This is a genomic window from Rathayibacter sp. AY1C7 (genome assembly GCF_002931865.1).
In the GTDB taxonomy this organism is placed as follows: Bacteria; Actinomycetota; Actinomycetes; order Actinomycetales; family Microbacteriaceae; genus Rathayibacter.
The window spans coordinates 61,299-75,709 of record NZ_PSWB01000021.1 but is presented as its reverse complement, the minus strand read 5'-3'; the positions used below and the strand labels follow the sequence as shown (position 1 = coordinate 75,709).

The window sequence follows — 14,411 nt, the reverse complement described above, 5'->3', positions numbered from 1 at the left end:
CTCAAGGGCGCAGAAGGGCATGGTCTCGTCTCCAGGGGGTGGCGGGCGATCGCCCGCCACCCCCTGGAGACGAGACCATGCCCTTCTGCGCCCTTGAGAGCCTCCGCTGATGGAGCTGGGCATCGCCGCGATCGTCGGCGTCTCGGTCCTCGTCGCGGTCGCCGTCTTCTCGCGGCGCCTCGGCGTCGCCGCCCCGATCGTCCTCGTGCTCGCCGGCGTCGGCCTCTCGTACATCCCCGGGGTGCCGGAGGTGGTCGTCCCGCACGAGTGGGTGCTCGACGGCGTGCTGCCGCCACTGCTGTACGCGGCGGCGCTCAGCGTCCCGTTCATCGACTTCCGCCGGAATCTGACCACCATCACCGGCCTGTCGGTCGTGCTGGTGCTGATCTCGGCGGCCGGCGTCGGCGCGCTCCTCTTCCTCCTCCTCCCCGAGCTCGGGCTGGGCCTGGCGATCGCCGTGGGCGCGATCATCAGCCCGCCCGACGCCGTCGCCGCGACCTCGGTCGGCCGGCGGCTCGGCCTCCCGCCGCGGCTGCTCACCCTGCTCGAGGGCGAGGGGCTGATCAACGACGCGACCGCGCTGGTCCTCCTCCGCTCGGCCCTCGCCGCCGCCGCGGGGACGCTCGCGACGCCGTGGGCCGCGATCGGCGACTTCCTCTACGCGGTCGTCGTGGCCGTCGTGGTCGGGTTCGTGGCCAGCGTCGTCACCGTCTTCGTCCGTTCGCGGCTCGAGGACCCGGTGCTCAACACCGTCCTCTCCTTCATCGTCCCCTTCGTCGCGTTCATCCCCGCCGAGGGCCTGGGCGCCTCGGGCGTGCTCGCCGTGGTCGTCGCCGGCCTGCACACCGGGCACGCCTCCTCCCGCGCTTTCACCGCCCAGTCGCGGGTGAACGACCGGATCAACTGGCGGACCGTGCAGTTCCTGCTCGAGAACGGCGTGTTCCTGCTGATCGGTCTCGAGATCCGCTCGCTGATCCACGACGCCGACAGCGCGCGCCTCTCGGTGCCCGGAGCGGTCGGGATCGGGCTGATCGCGGTGGTCGGGCTGATCGTCGTGCGCTTCCTCTGGGTCGGGCCGGTCCTCCTCGGCGAGCGCTGGCAGACCCGCTGGGCCGAGCGCCGGGCCCGCGAGCAGAAGGAGCTGCTCGAGTCGCCCGAGGCGCAGGAGCTGCCGAAGGAGGAGCGCGGCCGGGCGAAGCGGCGCTACCTGCTGCGGCGCAGCGACTACCGGCACTTCAGCCGCAACGGCATCGGCTGGCGCGGCGGTCTGGTGCTCGGCTGGTCCGGGATGCGCGGAGTGGTGACCCTCGCGGCCGCGCAGTCGCTGCCCGAGGACATCCCGTACCGTCCGCAGCTCGTGCTGATCGCCTTCACCGTGGCCGTCGCGACCCTGCTGATCCAGGGCAGCACGCTGCCGCTGCTGATCCGGGCGCTGGGCATCCGCGGGATCGACGTGCCCGAGGACCAGCGCGCACTCGCTGGCCTGCTCGACGAGATCACCGAGAAGGGCCTCTCGGTGCTGGAGCGCCCGGGCGACGCCGTCGAGGGCGCCGACGGCGTCGCTCCGGACGTCCTGGAGCGGGTGCGGCAGACGTCGTTCCTCCGCTCCGAGGCCGCCTGGGAGCGCTCGCGCGGCACGGAGAGGTCGGTCGCGGACACTCCGCACCGCCTCTACCGAGCGCTGCGCCTCGCCGTGGTCGCGGCCGAGCGGGAGGCGCTGCTGGACGCGCGCTCGCGCCGCGCCTACCCGCAGCGCATCCTCCGCGACGCCCAGTCGCTGCTCGACCTCGAGGAGACGCGGCTGCGGGTCCGGCGGGGCTCCGAGTCCTGAGGGCTCGGGATCGTGACGATCGCTCCCGGGGATGCCCGCGCTGATCCGCGCCCTGTGGAGGAGCGCCGAGCTCCTCGAGTGCGCCATCCGGATCGACCCCTCGGACCACGGCCGTCCGGCCTCCCCGGCATAGCCCGCCGATGCGTCACCCCCCGTTAAGCCCGCGCTCCCCGCTTCCTCTGGCACTGCCGTCGCCCCGCCCGTAACCTGCGGATCGCCTGAGAATCGGAAGCTCGATTCGGCCGCACTCGAAGAGGGGTGGCGGGCCGGGGCGGATCCCCTCGGGCGATATCACGAGGGCCGATCCGCGCGCCAGCCCTCGCAGAGAGGGCAGACGGGGCGCTGAGAGGAACGCTATCCCGTGCGGCGCCGGAGCGCACGCGCCACTTCGTTCGAGTGCTCTCAGGTCCAGTCGAGAGCGGAGCGCTCGGCCCAGTAGCGGACCGGATCCACAGCGAGCGCCGGGAGGTCCGGGAGCTCCCGGGGCCGCGCGCGCAGGTTGGCCCGCAGCTGCTCCGGAGTCGCCGCGCCGCTCAGCACGACGTCGGCCCAGGGCTGCGCGAGGACGGCCCCCAGGGCGACGGCGTCCGGCGCGGCGGCGGCGTGCTCGATCGGGTGCGCCACGAGCCTCCCGTTGGCGAGGGCCTCCTTGACCACCACCAGCCAGCCGTCGTCGTGCGCGGCGGCGAGCGCCCGGCCCGCGGACTGCTCGAGCGGGTTCCAGGTGCTCTGGACCGCGCTGAACGGCGACTCCGGGATCGCGCGGGCGAGCTCGATCACGCGCGCCTGCTCGGGTCCGCTGGTGGAGAGGCCGACGCGCACTCCGGAGCCGGCGAGGCCGCGCAGTCGGTCCAGCAGCGGGCGGTCGGTGAGGGCCGGGCTCTCGGGAGTGATCGAGTGGACGAGGTAGGAGTCGGGCGCCGAGCCGAGCGCGTCGAGCGTGAGCGGCCACTGGCGGTCGAGCATCGCGACCGAGTGCTCCTTGCGCTCGTGCACCGGCGCATCCATCGCCCACCCGCCGACGTACTCGTAGCCCCACTTCGACTCGATCGTGAGCGCCGCCCGCCGCTCCGGATGCCGGGCGAGCCAGCCGCCGAGGAACTCCTCCGCCCGCCCGTAGGAGCGCGCGGCGTCGAGGAAGCGGACGCCGGCGTCCCACGCCGCGTCGAGCAGCAGGTGCGTGCGCTCGCGCAGCGCGTCGACGCTCCGCTCGGCCGCGGGGCCGAGGTCGTCGTCGCGCCCTGCCGTGATGTACGCCGGCCGGCCCACGGCCGCCAGCCCGATCCCGAAGCGCTGCATCCCGCCCACGGTACGCCCGTCCCGGAGCTGCGGCAGCCGCTAGCGTCGAGCGGTGACCTCCGCCCTCGACCGCAGCATCCTCCGGCTCGCCGTCCCGGCGCTGGGCTCGCTGGTCGCCGAGCCGCTCTTCCTGCTCACCGACTCCGCCCTGGTCGGCCATCTCGGCGCCGTCCCGCTCGCCGGGCTCGCGCTGGGCGGCACGGTGCTGCAGACGATCGTCGGCCTGATGGTCTTCCTCGCGTACAGCACCACTCCGCGGGTCGGCCGGGCCCTCGGCGAGGGCGACGAGCGGAGGGCCGTGGCGGCCGGGATCGACGGCGGCTGGCTGGCCCTGCTCCTCGGCGCCGGCATCGCCGTGGTGGGCGCGCTGACCGCTTCGGCCGTCGTGGCGCTCTTCGGCGCGGAGCCGGCGGTTGCCGAGGCGGGCGTGCGGTACCTGGCGGTGAGCATGGCCGGGATCCCCGCCATGCTCGGCGTCTTCGCGCTCACCGGGCTCCTCCGCGGCTTCCAGGACACCCGCACTCCGCTGGTGATCGCCGCCGGCGGATTCGCTCTCAACGCCGCTCTCAACGCCGTGCTGATCTACCCGGCCGGCCTGGGGATAACCGGCTCCGCACTGGGGACGGTGATCGCGCAGTGGGCCATGCTCGCGGCCTACGCGGGAGTCGCGCTGCGGCTCGCCCGGAGGGTCGGCGCGCCGCTGCGGCCGCACCTCGCGGGCCTGGCCTCCTCCGCGGGATCCGGCGGCTGGATGCTGCTGCGCACAGCGAGCCTCCGCGCGGCGATCCTGCTCGCGGTCGCGACCGCCACCTCGCTCGGGGCGGAGGAGCTGGGCGCCTTCCAGGTGGCGATGACGCTGTTCTCGACGGTCGCCTTCGCCCTCGACGCGGTGGCGATCGCCGCGCAGGCGCTGCTGGGCCGCCTCCTCGGCGCGGGCGACGCCGAGCAGGCCCGAGCTGTCACGAAACGCTGTGTGACCTGGGGAATCGGTGCAGGAGTAGTGCTCGGAGCACTGGTCACCGGTCTGAGCGGTGTCCTGCCGTACGTCTTCTCGAGCGACCCGGAGGTGCTGCGGCTGCTGCCCGCGGCGATCGCCGTCGTGGGCCTCACCGCTCCGCTCGGCGGCTACGTCTTCGTGCTCGACGGCGTGCTGATCGGCGCCGGCGACGGCCGCTACCTGGCGCTCAGCGGCCTCGCGAACCTCGCCGTCTTCGTCCCGCTCGCCCTGCTCGCCCCCGCCGCGCCCGCCGAATGGCGCCTCCTCGCGCTCTGGCTCGCCTTCGCCGTCGGCTTCCTCGGCGCCCGCGCGGTCACCCTCGGGCTCCGGGTCCGCAGCGACGTCTGGCTCCGCTGACCGCACTCCTCCCCTGTGGAGAAGCCTGTGGACAAGTCCGGTCAGCGCGGCGGAGCGCTGGTGTTCCCGCGGTGGAAGACGGCGTGGAAGCAGACCGCCTCCGCCTCCTCGTCGGCCAGGAGCGCGACCGCGGCCCGTCCCGCCGCACGGCCCTTCTCGACCGCGGGCTGGGCCATCGTCGTGAGGTCGTACTCGGCCGCGAGACCGGGCACCTGCACGCCGTCGAAGCCGACCACCGAGAGGTCCTCGGGCACGCGCAGCCCGCGCTCCTCCGCCGCGAGGATCACGCCCGCGGCCAGCAGATCGCTCTGCGCGACGACCGCGGTCGGCGGCTCCGCCCCCTCGAGCAGCGTGCGGCCCGCGGCGACGCCCTCGTCGACCGAGCTCGCTGCGGCGGCGACGACCGACGCGTCCGGGAAGACGTCCTGCACGCCGAGGAGCCGGTCGACCGGAGTGATGCTGGGGCTCGAGCGCCAGCCCGGCGGGATCGCGCCGCGGCGGCGGTCCTTCGCGAACGGGAGCGAGACCACCGCGACCCGCTCGTGGCCGAGCTCGCGCAGGTGCTCCGCGAGGGTGCGGCTGGCCTCGCGGTTGTCGAGCGAGATCACGGCGCCGCCCAGCTCCGAGAGGCCTTCGACCACGACGACGGGCACCCCCCGGCGGCGCAGCACGGCGACGGAGTCGTCGACCGACGGGCTGCAGCCGACCAGGATCATCGCGTCGACCGGGGCGGTCGCCAGCAGGCCCGCGCCGTCCCCGGTCTCGGTGAGCAGCAGGATCCCGGCGTCGACCCCGCCGAGCACGTCGGCGATCCCGTCGAGCATGGCGATCTTGATCGGGTCGCGGAACGCGTGCAGCATCCGCTCGTCCACGACGACCCCCACGATCCCCGAGCGGCCGCGGCGGAGCGAGCGCGCCCGCGGGTCGGGACCGGCGTAGTCGAGCTCGGACGCCGCGCGCAGCACCCGCTCCTTCGTGGCCTCCGAGACGGGGCCGGAGCCGCTGAAGACCAGCGAGGCGGTGGAGGGGGACACTCCGGCCCGGCTCGCGACGCGGGCGAGCGTCGGCCGGGGGCTCTTGCGGGGTTCCACGTTCCTCCTCGTGGGGGCGGCGCGCTCGTCGTCGGTTGACCGTCCCCGGGGTTCCGGATAGCTTAGACCGGCTCGCTTCGAATCGATTCGACCGTGCCTCTCGATCCGATGCCCGGATCCCGCCCGCACCAGGAGGACCGCCATGACCTCGACGTCCGCGCTCACGCGCCCGCAGCTGGTCGCCTGGCGCAACGCCGTCTTCACGATCTTCGTCCTCAGCGGGATCTCGATCGCCACCTGGGTCTCGCGCACCCCCGCCATCCGCGACGAGCTCCAGCTCTCGACCGCCGGAGTGGGCCTGCTGATCCTCTCGATGTCGATCGGCGCGATCGTCGGACTCGCGTTCTCGACGCCGGTCATGGGCGCGATCGGCGCCCGGCGCGGCATGGCGCTCGGCCTCACCGTCTCGGCGGCAGGGCTCGCGGTGCTGGGCGTCTCGGCCGACGTCATCGGCGTCCTCCCCGCCGCCTTCGCCGGCATGGCGACGCTCGGCTTCGGCAACGGTGCGGTCGACGTGATGATGAACGTCGAGGGAGCGGCCAACGAGAAGGCCTTCGGCAAGACGCTCCTGCCGCTGTTCCACGCCTTCTTCAGCCTCGGCACCGTGGCCGGCGCGCTGGTCGGCGCGGGCGCCTCCGCCCTGGCCGTGCCCGTCGCCGTCCACCTCGGCGCGATAGCCGTGGTGATCGCCGTGACCGCGGTGATCGCGATCTGCTTCGTCCCGGTCCGCGAGGAGCTCGACACCTCCGGCGCGGCGACCACGGTGAAGCCGCCGGTCCGCGAGCGCGTCGCCGCCTCCCTCGGCGTCTGGCGCGACGGCCGCCTCGTCCTCATCGGCCTGATCATATTGGGCATGGCCTTCGCCGAGGGCTCCGCGAACGACTGGCTGACCCTGGCGATGGTCGACGGCCACGGCACCGACAAGACGACCGCCGCCGTCGTGTTCGGCGTGTTCGTCGCCGCCATGACGGTCGGACGCGTGATCGGCGGACCCGTGCTCGACCGCTTCGGCCGCGTCCCGGTGCTGCGCGCCTCCGCCGGGCTCGCGATCGTCGGCATCCTGCTGTTCATCCTCGCCCCGGTCGACGCGCTCGTCGTCGTCGGCGCGGTCGCCTGGGGTCTGGGCTGCTCGCTCGGCTTCCCGGTGGGCATGTCGGCCGCGGCGGAGGGGCCGCACTCGGCCGCCCGCGTCAGCGCGGTGGCGATGCTCGGCTACGTCGCGTTCCTGGTCGGACCGCCGGCGATCGGCTTCCTCGGCGAGCACTACGGCCTGCTGAACGCCCTCTTCCTGGTGCTGGCCCTGGTGGTCGTGGCGGGGCTCGCCTCCCCCGCCGCCCGCAGCCGGCGGAGCTGACCGCCCCGCTCCACCCGCCTCCGCAAGCCCCCGTGGGGCCCGGGCGCACCGGCGCGCCTCCCCCTAGGCTTCCCAGGACGGCGGCGGAGGGGGAGCGGATGCGGTACCGAGCGCGCGACGGCGCCCTGCTCCACGTCGACGAGCACGGAGCCGGTCAGGGGCGGCCCCTGGTGGTCGTCCCCGGCGAGCCGGAGCGCCATCCCTCCTACCTCGGCTCGTTCGCCTCGATCGCCTGCACGCGCCGGGTCCTCGTGCTGCACCCGCGCGGAGTGGGCGGCTCCGCGGAGCTGCCTCCCGCTCCCCCGGCCACGACGGCCGCCGACGTGGAGGACCTGCGCCGTCACCTCGGCGTCGACGAGCTCGATCTCGCCGCGCACGACTCCGGCTGCCGCGCCGTCCTGCTCGCCGCCGTGGACGCGCCCGAGCGCGTCGCCCACCTGCTCCTGATCGCCCCCGGCACCGCCTGGCTCGGGATCGACGACCACGCTCCCCGTGAGGAGCACACCGCTCCCGCGGGCTCCGACGACACCGCGGCGATCCGCGACGCTCTGCAGCGCCTCGACTGCCCCGCGGTCGTCCTCGGCGGGGAGGACGATCCGGTGACGGGCGTCGCCGCTCTGGAGGCGCTCACCGCGCTCCTGCCGCAGGCGAGCCTGGCCGTCATCGAGTCGAGCGGCCACCACCCGTGGGCGGAGGCGCCGGCCGAGTTCGCCGTCGCGCTGCGCGCCTCGCTCTCGGTGCCGCCGCCCGCTCCTCCGCTCGGCCGCCGGCCTCCCGTCGCCGCGCGCTGAGCCGGGAGCCCGCCGGAGCCGCGCCGTCTATCCTCGACGGGTGCGTCTCGTCATCGCGCGCTGCTCCGTCGACTACACCGGCCGTCTCAGCGCCCACCTCCCGCTCGCCACCCGCCTCCTGCTCGTCAAGGCCGACGGGAGCGTCCTCATCCACTCCGACGGTGGCTCCTACAAGCCGCTGAACTGGATGAGCCCTCCCTGCACGCTGATCACGGGCGAGCCCGACGAGGAGGCGCGCGCCGCGGGGGTGACGCAGCAGTGGACCGTCGCGCACCGCAAGACCGGCGACGCTCTCGTCGTCTCGATCCACGAGGTGCTGCACGATTCGGCGCACGAGCTCGGCGTCGATCCGGGACTCGTGAAGGACGGAGTGGAGTCGCATCTCCAGCGCCTTCTCGCCGAGCAGATCGGCCTCCTCGGAGAGGGGCACACTCTCGTCCGGCGCGAGTACATGACCGCGATCGGCCCGGTCGACATCCTCGCCCGCGATTCCTCGGGAGCCGCCGTCGCCGTCGAGATCAAGCGCCGCGGCGAGATCGACGGAGTGGAGCAGCTCACCCGCTATCTCGAGCTGATGAATCGCGATCCGCACCTCTTCCCGGTGACGGGAGTCTTCGCCGCTCAGGAGATCAAGCCGCAGGCGCGGACTCTCGCCGAGGACCGCGGAATCCGCTGCGTGGTGCTCGACTACGAGGCCATGCGCGGCACCGACGACTCCCACACGCGCCTGTTCTGACAGGCACGGCGACAGGCACGGCGAAGACGCGGCGACAGGCACGGCGAAGGCCCCCGCGATCGGATCACGGGGGCCTTCCGCTCACCGGGCGCGAGGCCCGGGAATGCGGCGTCTCACCGGGTCGAGAGCCCGGCGGCCGCTACTTGTGGGCGGCCTGGTAGGCGGCCTGGACCTCGGAGGGGATGCGTCCGCGGTCGGAGACGGGGTGGCCGTTGGCGTTCGCCCACTCGCGGATGGCCTTGAGCTGCTTGGGGTCGCTCTTGGAGGCGGTCGCGACGCTCGTGGCGGCCGCGGGGCGCGAGCCGACGCGGCGGGCGCTCGAGACGAACTTCTCGAGCGCCGAGTGGAGCTCGGCGATGTTGTCGGGGCCGAGATCGATCTCGTAGTTGGCGCCCTCGATGCTGAAGCGGACGGTACCGCCGTCACCGGAATCGATAAGGGTTCCGTCGATATCGTCGACAAGCGTGATCTTCTGGGCCACTTTTCCTCCTGGAGTTCGCGGGACCGGACTGTCTCGACCCGGACCGGAAGAGACATTACCCCCTTTCACAATCGAGTGCGCCATGAATGGCGCCATTCGTCCCTTTCTCGCGCCATGTCGAGGGGAATGTTCAGGATAAGCGGAGGCAATCAGGGCGGAATCGAGCTGTTCGCCACCAGCCGTCGAATAGAGGACACGGTGTCCGCAGACGGCCGTAACGATTCCGGACACCGATCGCGCGCATTCCCGGGAACCGGACCCGGCGATTCCGATCACGCCCCGGTCTTCGTTAGCGTGGAGTCATGGCACGACGAGGCGGACCCCCTGCACGCCCGGCGCGACCCGGTCCGTACCGCAATGCGGAGGCTCGGGAAGCACTGGAGGCGCTCGTCGCCGCTCCCACCGCCGAGGCCGTCGACCGGCTGCTCGAGGCCTGCCTCGACGGCTCCCTCGTGGTCGACGTCACGGGCTCCCAGCCCGGAGGCGTGCCGCACGTCCGCACCGTCGCGACGACCACCGGGGAGCAGGTCCTGCCGCTGTTCACCTCCACGGACGAGGTGCGCACCGCGGTCCCCCGGCAGCAGCATCCGCGGGTGCAGATGCTGGTCCTCCCCGGACGCGAGGCCTTCGCGCTGATCCGCACCGCCGACTTCGTCGCCGTGCAGCTCGACCCCGGCTCGATCGCCCAGGTCGTCACCCGTTCGTTCGTCGAACGGGCTCTGGACGCCGAACGGCCGTAGAGTGTGGCCCCCGGCGGGGCAGCGCCGGCGTCACCCCGTCCTCCGAGGTCAGGAGCCCGCCATGTCCGACACGACCCTCGCCGCCACCGGCCTCGACGCGCGAGCCGGCACCTGGTCCTGCATCCTGTTCGACCTCGACGGCACGATCACCGACTCGGCCCCCGGCATCACCGGCACCCTCGTCGAGACCTTCGCCGAGCTGGGCCGCCCCGTGCCCGCTCCGGCCGAGCTGCTGGCCTACGTCGGCCCTCCGCTGCTCGAGGCGTTCCGCGAGCTCGGCGGGATGACCGTCGAGGAGGCACAGGCCGCGCTCGTGGTCTACCGCCGCCGCTACAACGCGGGCGGACTGTTCGACTCCTCGGTCTACCCGGGGCTGCCCGAGGTGCTCGCGCGCATCGCCGAGGCCGGCGTGCCGCTCTCGCTCGCGACCTCCAAGCCGGAGTCGGCGGCCACGCGCATCCTCGAGCACTACGGACTGGCGCAGTACTTCACGGTGATCTGCGGCGCCTCCGAGGACGAGGTCCGCAGCGCCAAGGCCGACGTCGTGGAGGAGGCGCTGCGCCGGCTCCGCGAGCTCGGCGTCGACCTCTCGGCGCCGGTGATGGTGGGCGACCGCGAGCACGACGTGCAGGGCGCCGCCGCCCACGGCGTGCCGACGATCATGGTCGAGTGGGGCTACGGATCGCCGCTCGAGGCGGTCGGGACGATCGCGCTGGTGTCCGGCGCCGAGGAGCTCGCGGACCTCCTGCTCCCGTGACCTGCGTACGATGAGGGCATGACTGGTCTGGGCGTCGTCCTCTCGTTCGTGCTGTTCCTCGGCGGGATCCTCGTTCTCGGCAACTCGTTCCTGCTGCCCGACATCGCCGGATTCCTCTTCGTCGGCGGCATCCTGATGATCTCGGGATCGCTCGCCGTCGCGTTCCACGTCCTGCCGAAGTCGCAGTAGCCGGGTCGCTCCGGGCGGCCGCCTCCGCGGCTCGCCGCTCCGCTCAGCCCAGCGTGCTCGCGTCGAGGTTGATGACTGCATTGATGTAGACCGCCTCGCCGGCTCCGGCGATCGTCGGGTTCATCCGGAGCAGCTGCTGCACCGGGATCCCGAAGCGCTGCGCGATGTCGAAGAACGTGTCGCCCTGCACCACGGTGTAGCTCACGATGTCCCCCTCCCCGTCGCGGGTCGGCTCGCCGTTCGCCCCGGGAACCGCGCCGTTGTCGACCGCGAAGGCGGTCTCGGGGATGTCCGGTGTCGCGTTCGGCGTGAAGGTGACCGTCGCCTCGGGGACCGGCGCGAAGACCGTGGCCGTCGCTTGCGGGAGCGCCGCCGTGACGGTCGGGTCCGGCACCGGAGTCGGCGTCGCCGTGGCGAACACGGTGACCGTGACCGTCGGAGCCGGAGCGGGCGCCGAGCACCCCGCGAGCGCGAGCACACCGGCCAGTGCCGTCGCTCCGATGACCGTCCTGCGCATGTCCCCCGCCCTCCGCACGCCCCGCGGCGCCCGCTCCACCCTAGGAGACGGGGCGGCCGGGGGCACGTGCGCTGTCGCAGGAGGCCGGTGCTGCGGATCCACCGTCGTGCAGGGAGCTCCGCGGTCGCCGGGGCCGGGTCGGCCTCACCGGGACCGGGTCAGGACGGGGGCTCGGGGAGCAGGCGCAGCCCGCCGCCGCTGTTCGCCGCGTCCATCAGGAGCTCGACCCAGGCCGGGTTGATCGTCGGCTGCCGGCTCCCCGCGAAGTGGAACTGCAGGGCGATGTTCGGGTTCATCCAGAAGGAGTGGCGGCCGCGCGCGCCCTCGGGCATCGAGTCGAGGGTGAGACTGAAGCGCTCGTCGCGGCGGAACTTCGCGTAGATCACGATCTGGAGGTGGGCCAGGGTCCGGTCCTCGATCTCGATGACGGCGGGAGGAGTGCCGTAGAGGAATTGACCCATGCCGCCAGACTATAGGCCCCCCGGCTTATTACTAGTCCGTCTAGCTATTTCGCTGCGGAGGGTTCCGCGTCGTCCGCTTCGTCCGTATCGTGCCCGTCGCCGTGCTCCGCGTCGATCTGGTCGACGGCCGCGCTCATCCGGCGGAGGAAGTTGACGACGACCTCGGCCTCGGGAGCGTCCAGGTCCTCGGCGATCTCGAGCATCCGGCGGTGCATCTCCTGGAGCGTGGCGCGCACCTCGTCGTCGCTGTCGACGGTCGCCTCCACGACGATCCCGCGCCGGTCGGTCGGGTTGGGCTTGCGCACGAGGTGGCCGCTGCGGACCAGGCGGTCGATGAGGACCGTGGTCGACGCGGACGAGATGGAGAGGTGCGAGGCCAGGTCCTTGCCGGTCACCAGCTCGCCCTTGCGCTGCTGGCGGAGCAGGTACTGGATGGCGATCAGGTCCGTCTCGCCCATCGCCATCCGCTCGCGCGTGCGGCGGCGCATCGAGACCTCGGAGACGCGGTACGTGCGCATGGCGCTCAGCACCTCGACCGCACGGCGGGTGGACGACTCGTCCGGGTACCAGTACCCGGCGCCGCTCCGCAGGCTCGTGTCGCTCATCCGCACATCCTAGACCGGCTGATCACCAGGCCGTCTAGCGAGTCGCCCGCGCCTACGCTGGACCGGTGACCGCCACCCTCGTCGCCAAGGGCCTCTCCGGAGGCTATGCGCACCGCACCCTGTTCGACGGACTCGACCTGACGGTCGCCCCCGGGGACGTGGTGGGCGTCGTGGGGGCGAACGGAGCCGGCAAGTCGACGCTCCTGCGCATCCTCGCGGGCGAGACGGCTCCGCTCGAGGGCTCCGTCGTGCTCTCGCCGGGCGACGCCTTCGTCGGCTGGCTGCCTCAGGAGCACGAGCGCCGCGAGGGCGAGACCGTGGCCGGCTACATCGCGCGCCGCACCGGCTGCGCCGAGGCCTCCGCCGAGCTCGACGCCGCCGCCTCCGCCCTGGCCGACCCCGATCCCGACGGCTCGATCGCGGACCGGTACGCCCTCGCGCTCGACCGCTGGCTCGCGAGCGGCGCGGCCGACCTCGACGAGCGCACCCCGGTCGTCCTGGCCGACCTGGGCCTGTCGCTCGGCGCCGCGGCCGCCTCCTCGACGATGACCTCCCTCTCCGGCGGGCAGGCGGCGCGGGTCGGCCTCGCGGCGCTGCTGCTCTCGCGCTTCGACGTGGTGCTGCTCGACGAGCCGACCAACGACCTCGACCTCGACGGCCTGGAGCGCCTGGAGGCCTTCGTCCGCGGGCTCCGCGGCGGCGCGGTCCTCGTGAGCCACGATCGCGAGTTCCTCGCCCGCAGCGTCACCCGCGTGCTCGAGCTCGATCTCGCGCAGGGCACCAACCGGGTCTACGGAGGCGGCTACGACGCGTTCCTGGAGGAGCGCGAGACCGCGCGCCGCCAGCGCCGCGAGAAGTACGAGGACTTCGCCGAGCAGAAGGCCGACCTGGTCTCCCGCGCCCGCACCCAGCGGGAGTGGTCGAGCCAGGGCGTGCGCAACGCGATGAAGAAGGCCCCCGACAACGACAAGATCCGCCGCAAGGCCTCGGCGGAGTCGAGCGAGAAGCAGGCGCAGAAGGTGCGCCAGATGGAGAGCCGGATCGCGCGGCTCGAGGAGGTCGAGGAGCCGCGCAAGGAGTGGCAGCTCGCCTTCACGATCGGCAGCGCCCCGCGCTCGAGCTCGGTCGTCTCGACACTGAACGGCGCGGTCGCCCGCCGCGGCGCCTTCACGCTCGGGCCGGTGTCGCTCCAGGTCGACGCGGGCGACCGGATCGGCATCACCGGGCCCAACGGCGCCGGCAAGTCGACGCTGCTGTCGCTCCTCCTCGGCCGCGCCGAGCCGGAGGAGGGCGGCGCCTCCCTCGGAGCGAGCGTGGCGATCGGCGAGATCGATCAGGCCCGCGGGATGCTCGCCGCCGAGGTGCCGCTCGCGGACGCGTTCGAGGCGCTGGTGCCCGAGTGGCCGACCGCCGAGGTCCGCACGCTGCTGGCGAAGTTCGGGCTGAAGGCCGACCACGTCGGCCGCCGCGTCGGCGAGCTCTCGCCGGGCGAGCGGACGCGGGCCGCCCTGGCGCTCCTCCAGGCCCGCGGCACGAACCTCCTGGTGCTCGACGAGCCGACCAACCACCTCGACCTCGTCGCCATCGAGCAGCTGGAGGAGGCGCTCGAGGCGTACGAGGGCACCCTGCTGCTGGTCACCCACGACCGGCGGATGCTCGAGACGGTGCAGCTGACGCGGCACTGGCACGTCGAGGCGGGCGTCGTCACGGAGGCGTGACGCCCGCCGCCGCGTCAGTCCCCGGAGGCGCGGGCCGCCTCGTCCTCGCGCCAGCCGGCCTCCTTCTGCACGTACTCGTTGTCGGCGAACTCCGCGAAGTCGCTCTCGTCGGTGATCCGGCGCACTTCGAGGCGGTTGCCGGGCACCAGCGGGCAGCGCAGCGCCCACTCGCGGGCCTGCTCCTTCGAGTCGACCCCGATGATCCAGAAGCCGTTGAAGAGCGACTCGGTCGGGCCGTAGGCGCCGTCGACGACGGTCGGCGGCTCGGAGGAGAAGTCGACCACGAAGCCGGAGGAGGCGACGTCGTCGGCCAGGCCGTCGCCCGAGAGCAGCACGCCCGCCTCGATCATCGCCTCGTTGTACTGCCCCATCCGGGTGATGATCTCGTCGAACGGGATCGAGGCGTATGCCTCCTTCGCCGCATCGGTCGCGCGCATGATCAGCATGTACTTCATCGGGTCTCCCTGGGGTCGGTGCGCGGGGGCGC

Annotated in this window: 16 protein-coding genes; 9 read left to right on the top strand and 7 right to left on the bottom strand. The window is 73.3% G+C overall.

Annotation, left to right across the window (positions count from 1 at the left end):
• Positions 1 to 109: 109 nt before the first annotated feature.
• Positions 110 to 1,831, top strand: a complete 1,722-nt coding sequence (locus C5C69_RS12120; RefSeq protein WP_104257967.1) for a sodium:proton antiporter — start codon at positions 110 to 112, stop codon at positions 1,829 to 1,831.
• A gap of 402 nt (positions 1,832 to 2,233) precedes the next feature.
• Here C5C69_RS12120 and C5C69_RS12115 read toward each other — a convergent pair whose 3' ends face one another.
• Complete coding sequence (locus C5C69_RS12115) at positions 2,234 to 3,130, bottom strand: aldo/keto reductase (protein WP_104257972.1); 897 nt, start codon at positions 3,128 to 3,130, stop codon at positions 2,234 to 2,236.
• Between the two features lie 52 nt (positions 3,131 to 3,182).
• Between C5C69_RS12115 and C5C69_RS12110 the strand changes: the two genes are divergently transcribed.
• Positions 3,183 to 4,484, top strand: a complete 1,302-nt coding sequence (locus C5C69_RS12110; RefSeq protein WP_104257966.1) for an MATE family efflux transporter — start codon at positions 3,183 to 3,185, stop codon at positions 4,482 to 4,484.
• A 41-nt stretch (positions 4,485 to 4,525) separates the two neighbouring features.
• Here the strand turns inward: C5C69_RS12110 and C5C69_RS12105 are convergent, their stop codons facing one another.
• Positions 4,526 to 5,575 (bottom strand): LacI family DNA-binding transcriptional regulator, encoded by a 1,050-nt coding sequence (locus tag C5C69_RS12105; protein ID WP_244230542.1) that lies wholly within the window; start codon positions 5,573 to 5,575, stop codon positions 4,526 to 4,528.
• 142 nt (positions 5,576 to 5,717) lie between these two features.
• Between C5C69_RS12105 and C5C69_RS12100 the strand changes: the two genes are divergently transcribed.
• The 3 genes from C5C69_RS12100 to nucS all read left to right on the top strand — a co-directional run bounded on the left by C5C69_RS12100 (position 5,718) and on the right by nucS (position 8,456).
• The gene (locus tag C5C69_RS12100; RefSeq protein WP_104257965.1) at positions 5,718 to 6,929 is read left to right on the top strand and encodes a sugar MFS transporter; all 1,212 of its coding nucleotides are present in this window, start codon (positions 5,718 to 5,720) and stop codon (positions 6,927 to 6,929) included.
• A gap of 98 nt (positions 6,930 to 7,027) precedes the next feature.
• A complete protein-coding gene (locus C5C69_RS12095; RefSeq protein ID WP_104257964.1) occupies positions 7,028 to 7,720 on the top strand; it encodes an alpha/beta fold hydrolase in 693 nt (230 codons plus the stop codon).
• 40 nt (positions 7,721 to 7,760) lie between these two features.
• On the top strand, positions 7,761 to 8,456 hold the full coding sequence (gene nucS / locus C5C69_RS12090) for an endonuclease NucS (RefSeq protein WP_104222623.1): 696 nt from the start codon (positions 7,761 to 7,763) through the stop codon (positions 8,454 to 8,456).
• Positions 8,457 to 8,595: 139 nt separating this feature from the next.
• On the opposite strand, the gene C5C69_RS12085 is transcribed toward nucS, so the two are convergent.
• On the bottom strand, positions 8,596 to 8,937 hold the full coding sequence (locus tag C5C69_RS12085; RefSeq protein WP_104222624.1) for an Lsr2 family protein: 342 nt from the start codon (positions 8,935 to 8,937) through the stop codon (positions 8,596 to 8,598).
• Between the two features lie 302 nt (positions 8,938 to 9,239).
• On the opposite strand from C5C69_RS12085, the gene C5C69_RS12080 reads away from it, so the two are divergent.
• The 3 genes from C5C69_RS12080 (at position 9,240) to C5C69_RS17015 (ending at position 10,623) form a co-directional block, all read left to right on the top strand.
• Positions 9,240 to 9,677, top strand: coding sequence for an SseB family protein (locus C5C69_RS12080; RefSeq protein ID WP_104222625.1), 438 nt, complete (start codon positions 9,240 to 9,242; stop codon positions 9,675 to 9,677).
• A 61-nt stretch (positions 9,678 to 9,738) separates the two neighbouring features.
• Positions 9,739 to 10,434, top strand: a complete 696-nt coding sequence (locus C5C69_RS12075) for an HAD hydrolase-like protein (protein ID WP_104257963.1) — start codon at positions 9,739 to 9,741, stop codon at positions 10,432 to 10,434.
• Positions 10,435 to 10,452: 18 nt separating this feature from the next.
• Positions 10,453 to 10,623, top strand: a complete 171-nt coding sequence (locus C5C69_RS17015; protein WP_159911733.1) for a hypothetical protein — start codon at positions 10,453 to 10,455, stop codon at positions 10,621 to 10,623.
• A 43-nt stretch (positions 10,624 to 10,666) separates the two neighbouring features.
• Here C5C69_RS17015 and C5C69_RS12070 read toward each other — a convergent pair whose 3' ends face one another.
• From C5C69_RS12070 to C5C69_RS12060, 3 genes are all read right to left on the bottom strand, one after another.
• A complete protein-coding gene (locus C5C69_RS12070; RefSeq protein ID WP_104222627.1) occupies positions 10,667 to 11,140 on the bottom strand; it encodes a LysM domain-containing protein in 474 nt (157 codons plus the stop codon).
• Between the two features lie 158 nt (positions 11,141 to 11,298).
• Complete coding sequence (locus C5C69_RS12065; protein ID WP_104233014.1) at positions 11,299 to 11,601, bottom strand: ATP-dependent DNA ligase; 303 nt, start codon at positions 11,599 to 11,601, stop codon at positions 11,299 to 11,301.
• Between the two features lie 44 nt (positions 11,602 to 11,645).
• Complete coding sequence (locus tag C5C69_RS12060) at positions 11,646 to 12,206, bottom strand: MarR family winged helix-turn-helix transcriptional regulator (RefSeq protein WP_104233013.1); 561 nt, start codon at positions 12,204 to 12,206, stop codon at positions 11,646 to 11,648.
• A 65-nt stretch (positions 12,207 to 12,271) separates the two neighbouring features.
• Here C5C69_RS12060 and C5C69_RS12055 point away from each other — a divergent pair, with 65 nt between their 5' ends.
• Positions 12,272 to 13,924, top strand: a complete 1,653-nt coding sequence (locus tag C5C69_RS12055; RefSeq protein ID WP_104222629.1) for an ABC-F family ATP-binding cassette domain-containing protein — start codon at positions 12,272 to 12,274, stop codon at positions 13,922 to 13,924.
• Positions 13,925 to 13,938: 14 nt separating this feature from the next.
• Here C5C69_RS12055 and C5C69_RS12050 read toward each other — a convergent pair whose 3' ends face one another.
• Positions 13,939 to 14,379 (bottom strand): YciI family protein, encoded by a 441-nt coding sequence (locus C5C69_RS12050; RefSeq protein ID WP_104222630.1) that lies wholly within the window; start codon positions 14,377 to 14,379, stop codon positions 13,939 to 13,941.
• Positions 14,380 to 14,411 lie beyond the last annotated feature (32 nt).

Coding starts and splice junctions, on each gene's coding strand:
- C5C69_RS12075 (WP_104257963.1), top strand. CDS start 9,739: ATGTCCGACACGACCCTCGCCGCCACCGGCCTCGACGCGCGAGCCGGC.
- C5C69_RS12095 (WP_104257964.1), top strand. CDS start 7,028: ATGCGGTACCGAGCGCGCGACGGCGCCCTGCTCCACGTCGACGAGCAC.
- C5C69_RS12080 (WP_104222625.1), top strand. CDS start 9,240: ATGGCACGACGAGGCGGACCCCCTGCACGCCCGGCGCGACCCGGTCCG.
- C5C69_RS12065 (WP_104233014.1), bottom strand. CDS start 11,601: ATGGGTCAATTCCTCTACGGCACTCCTCCCGCCGTCATCGAGATCGAG.
- C5C69_RS12100 (WP_104257965.1), top strand. CDS start 5,718: ATGACCTCGACGTCCGCGCTCACGCGCCCGCAGCTGGTCGCCTGGCGC.
- C5C69_RS17015 (WP_159911733.1), top strand. CDS start 10,453: ATGACTGGTCTGGGCGTCGTCCTCTCGTTCGTGCTGTTCCTCGGCGGG.
- C5C69_RS12115 (WP_104257972.1), bottom strand. CDS start 3,130: ATGCAGCGCTTCGGGATCGGGCTGGCGGCCGTGGGCCGGCCGGCGTAC.
- C5C69_RS12070 (WP_104222627.1), bottom strand. CDS start 11,140: ATGCGCAGGACGGTCATCGGAGCGACGGCACTGGCCGGTGTGCTCGCG.
- C5C69_RS12050 (WP_104222630.1), bottom strand. CDS start 14,379: ATGAAGTACATGCTGATCATGCGCGCGACCGATGCGGCGAAGGAGGCA.
- C5C69_RS12060 (WP_104233013.1), bottom strand. CDS start 12,206: ATGAGCGACACGAGCCTGCGGAGCGGCGCCGGGTACTGGTACCCGGAC.
- C5C69_RS12120 (WP_104257967.1), top strand. CDS start 110: ATGGAGCTGGGCATCGCCGCGATCGTCGGCGTCTCGGTCCTCGTCGCG.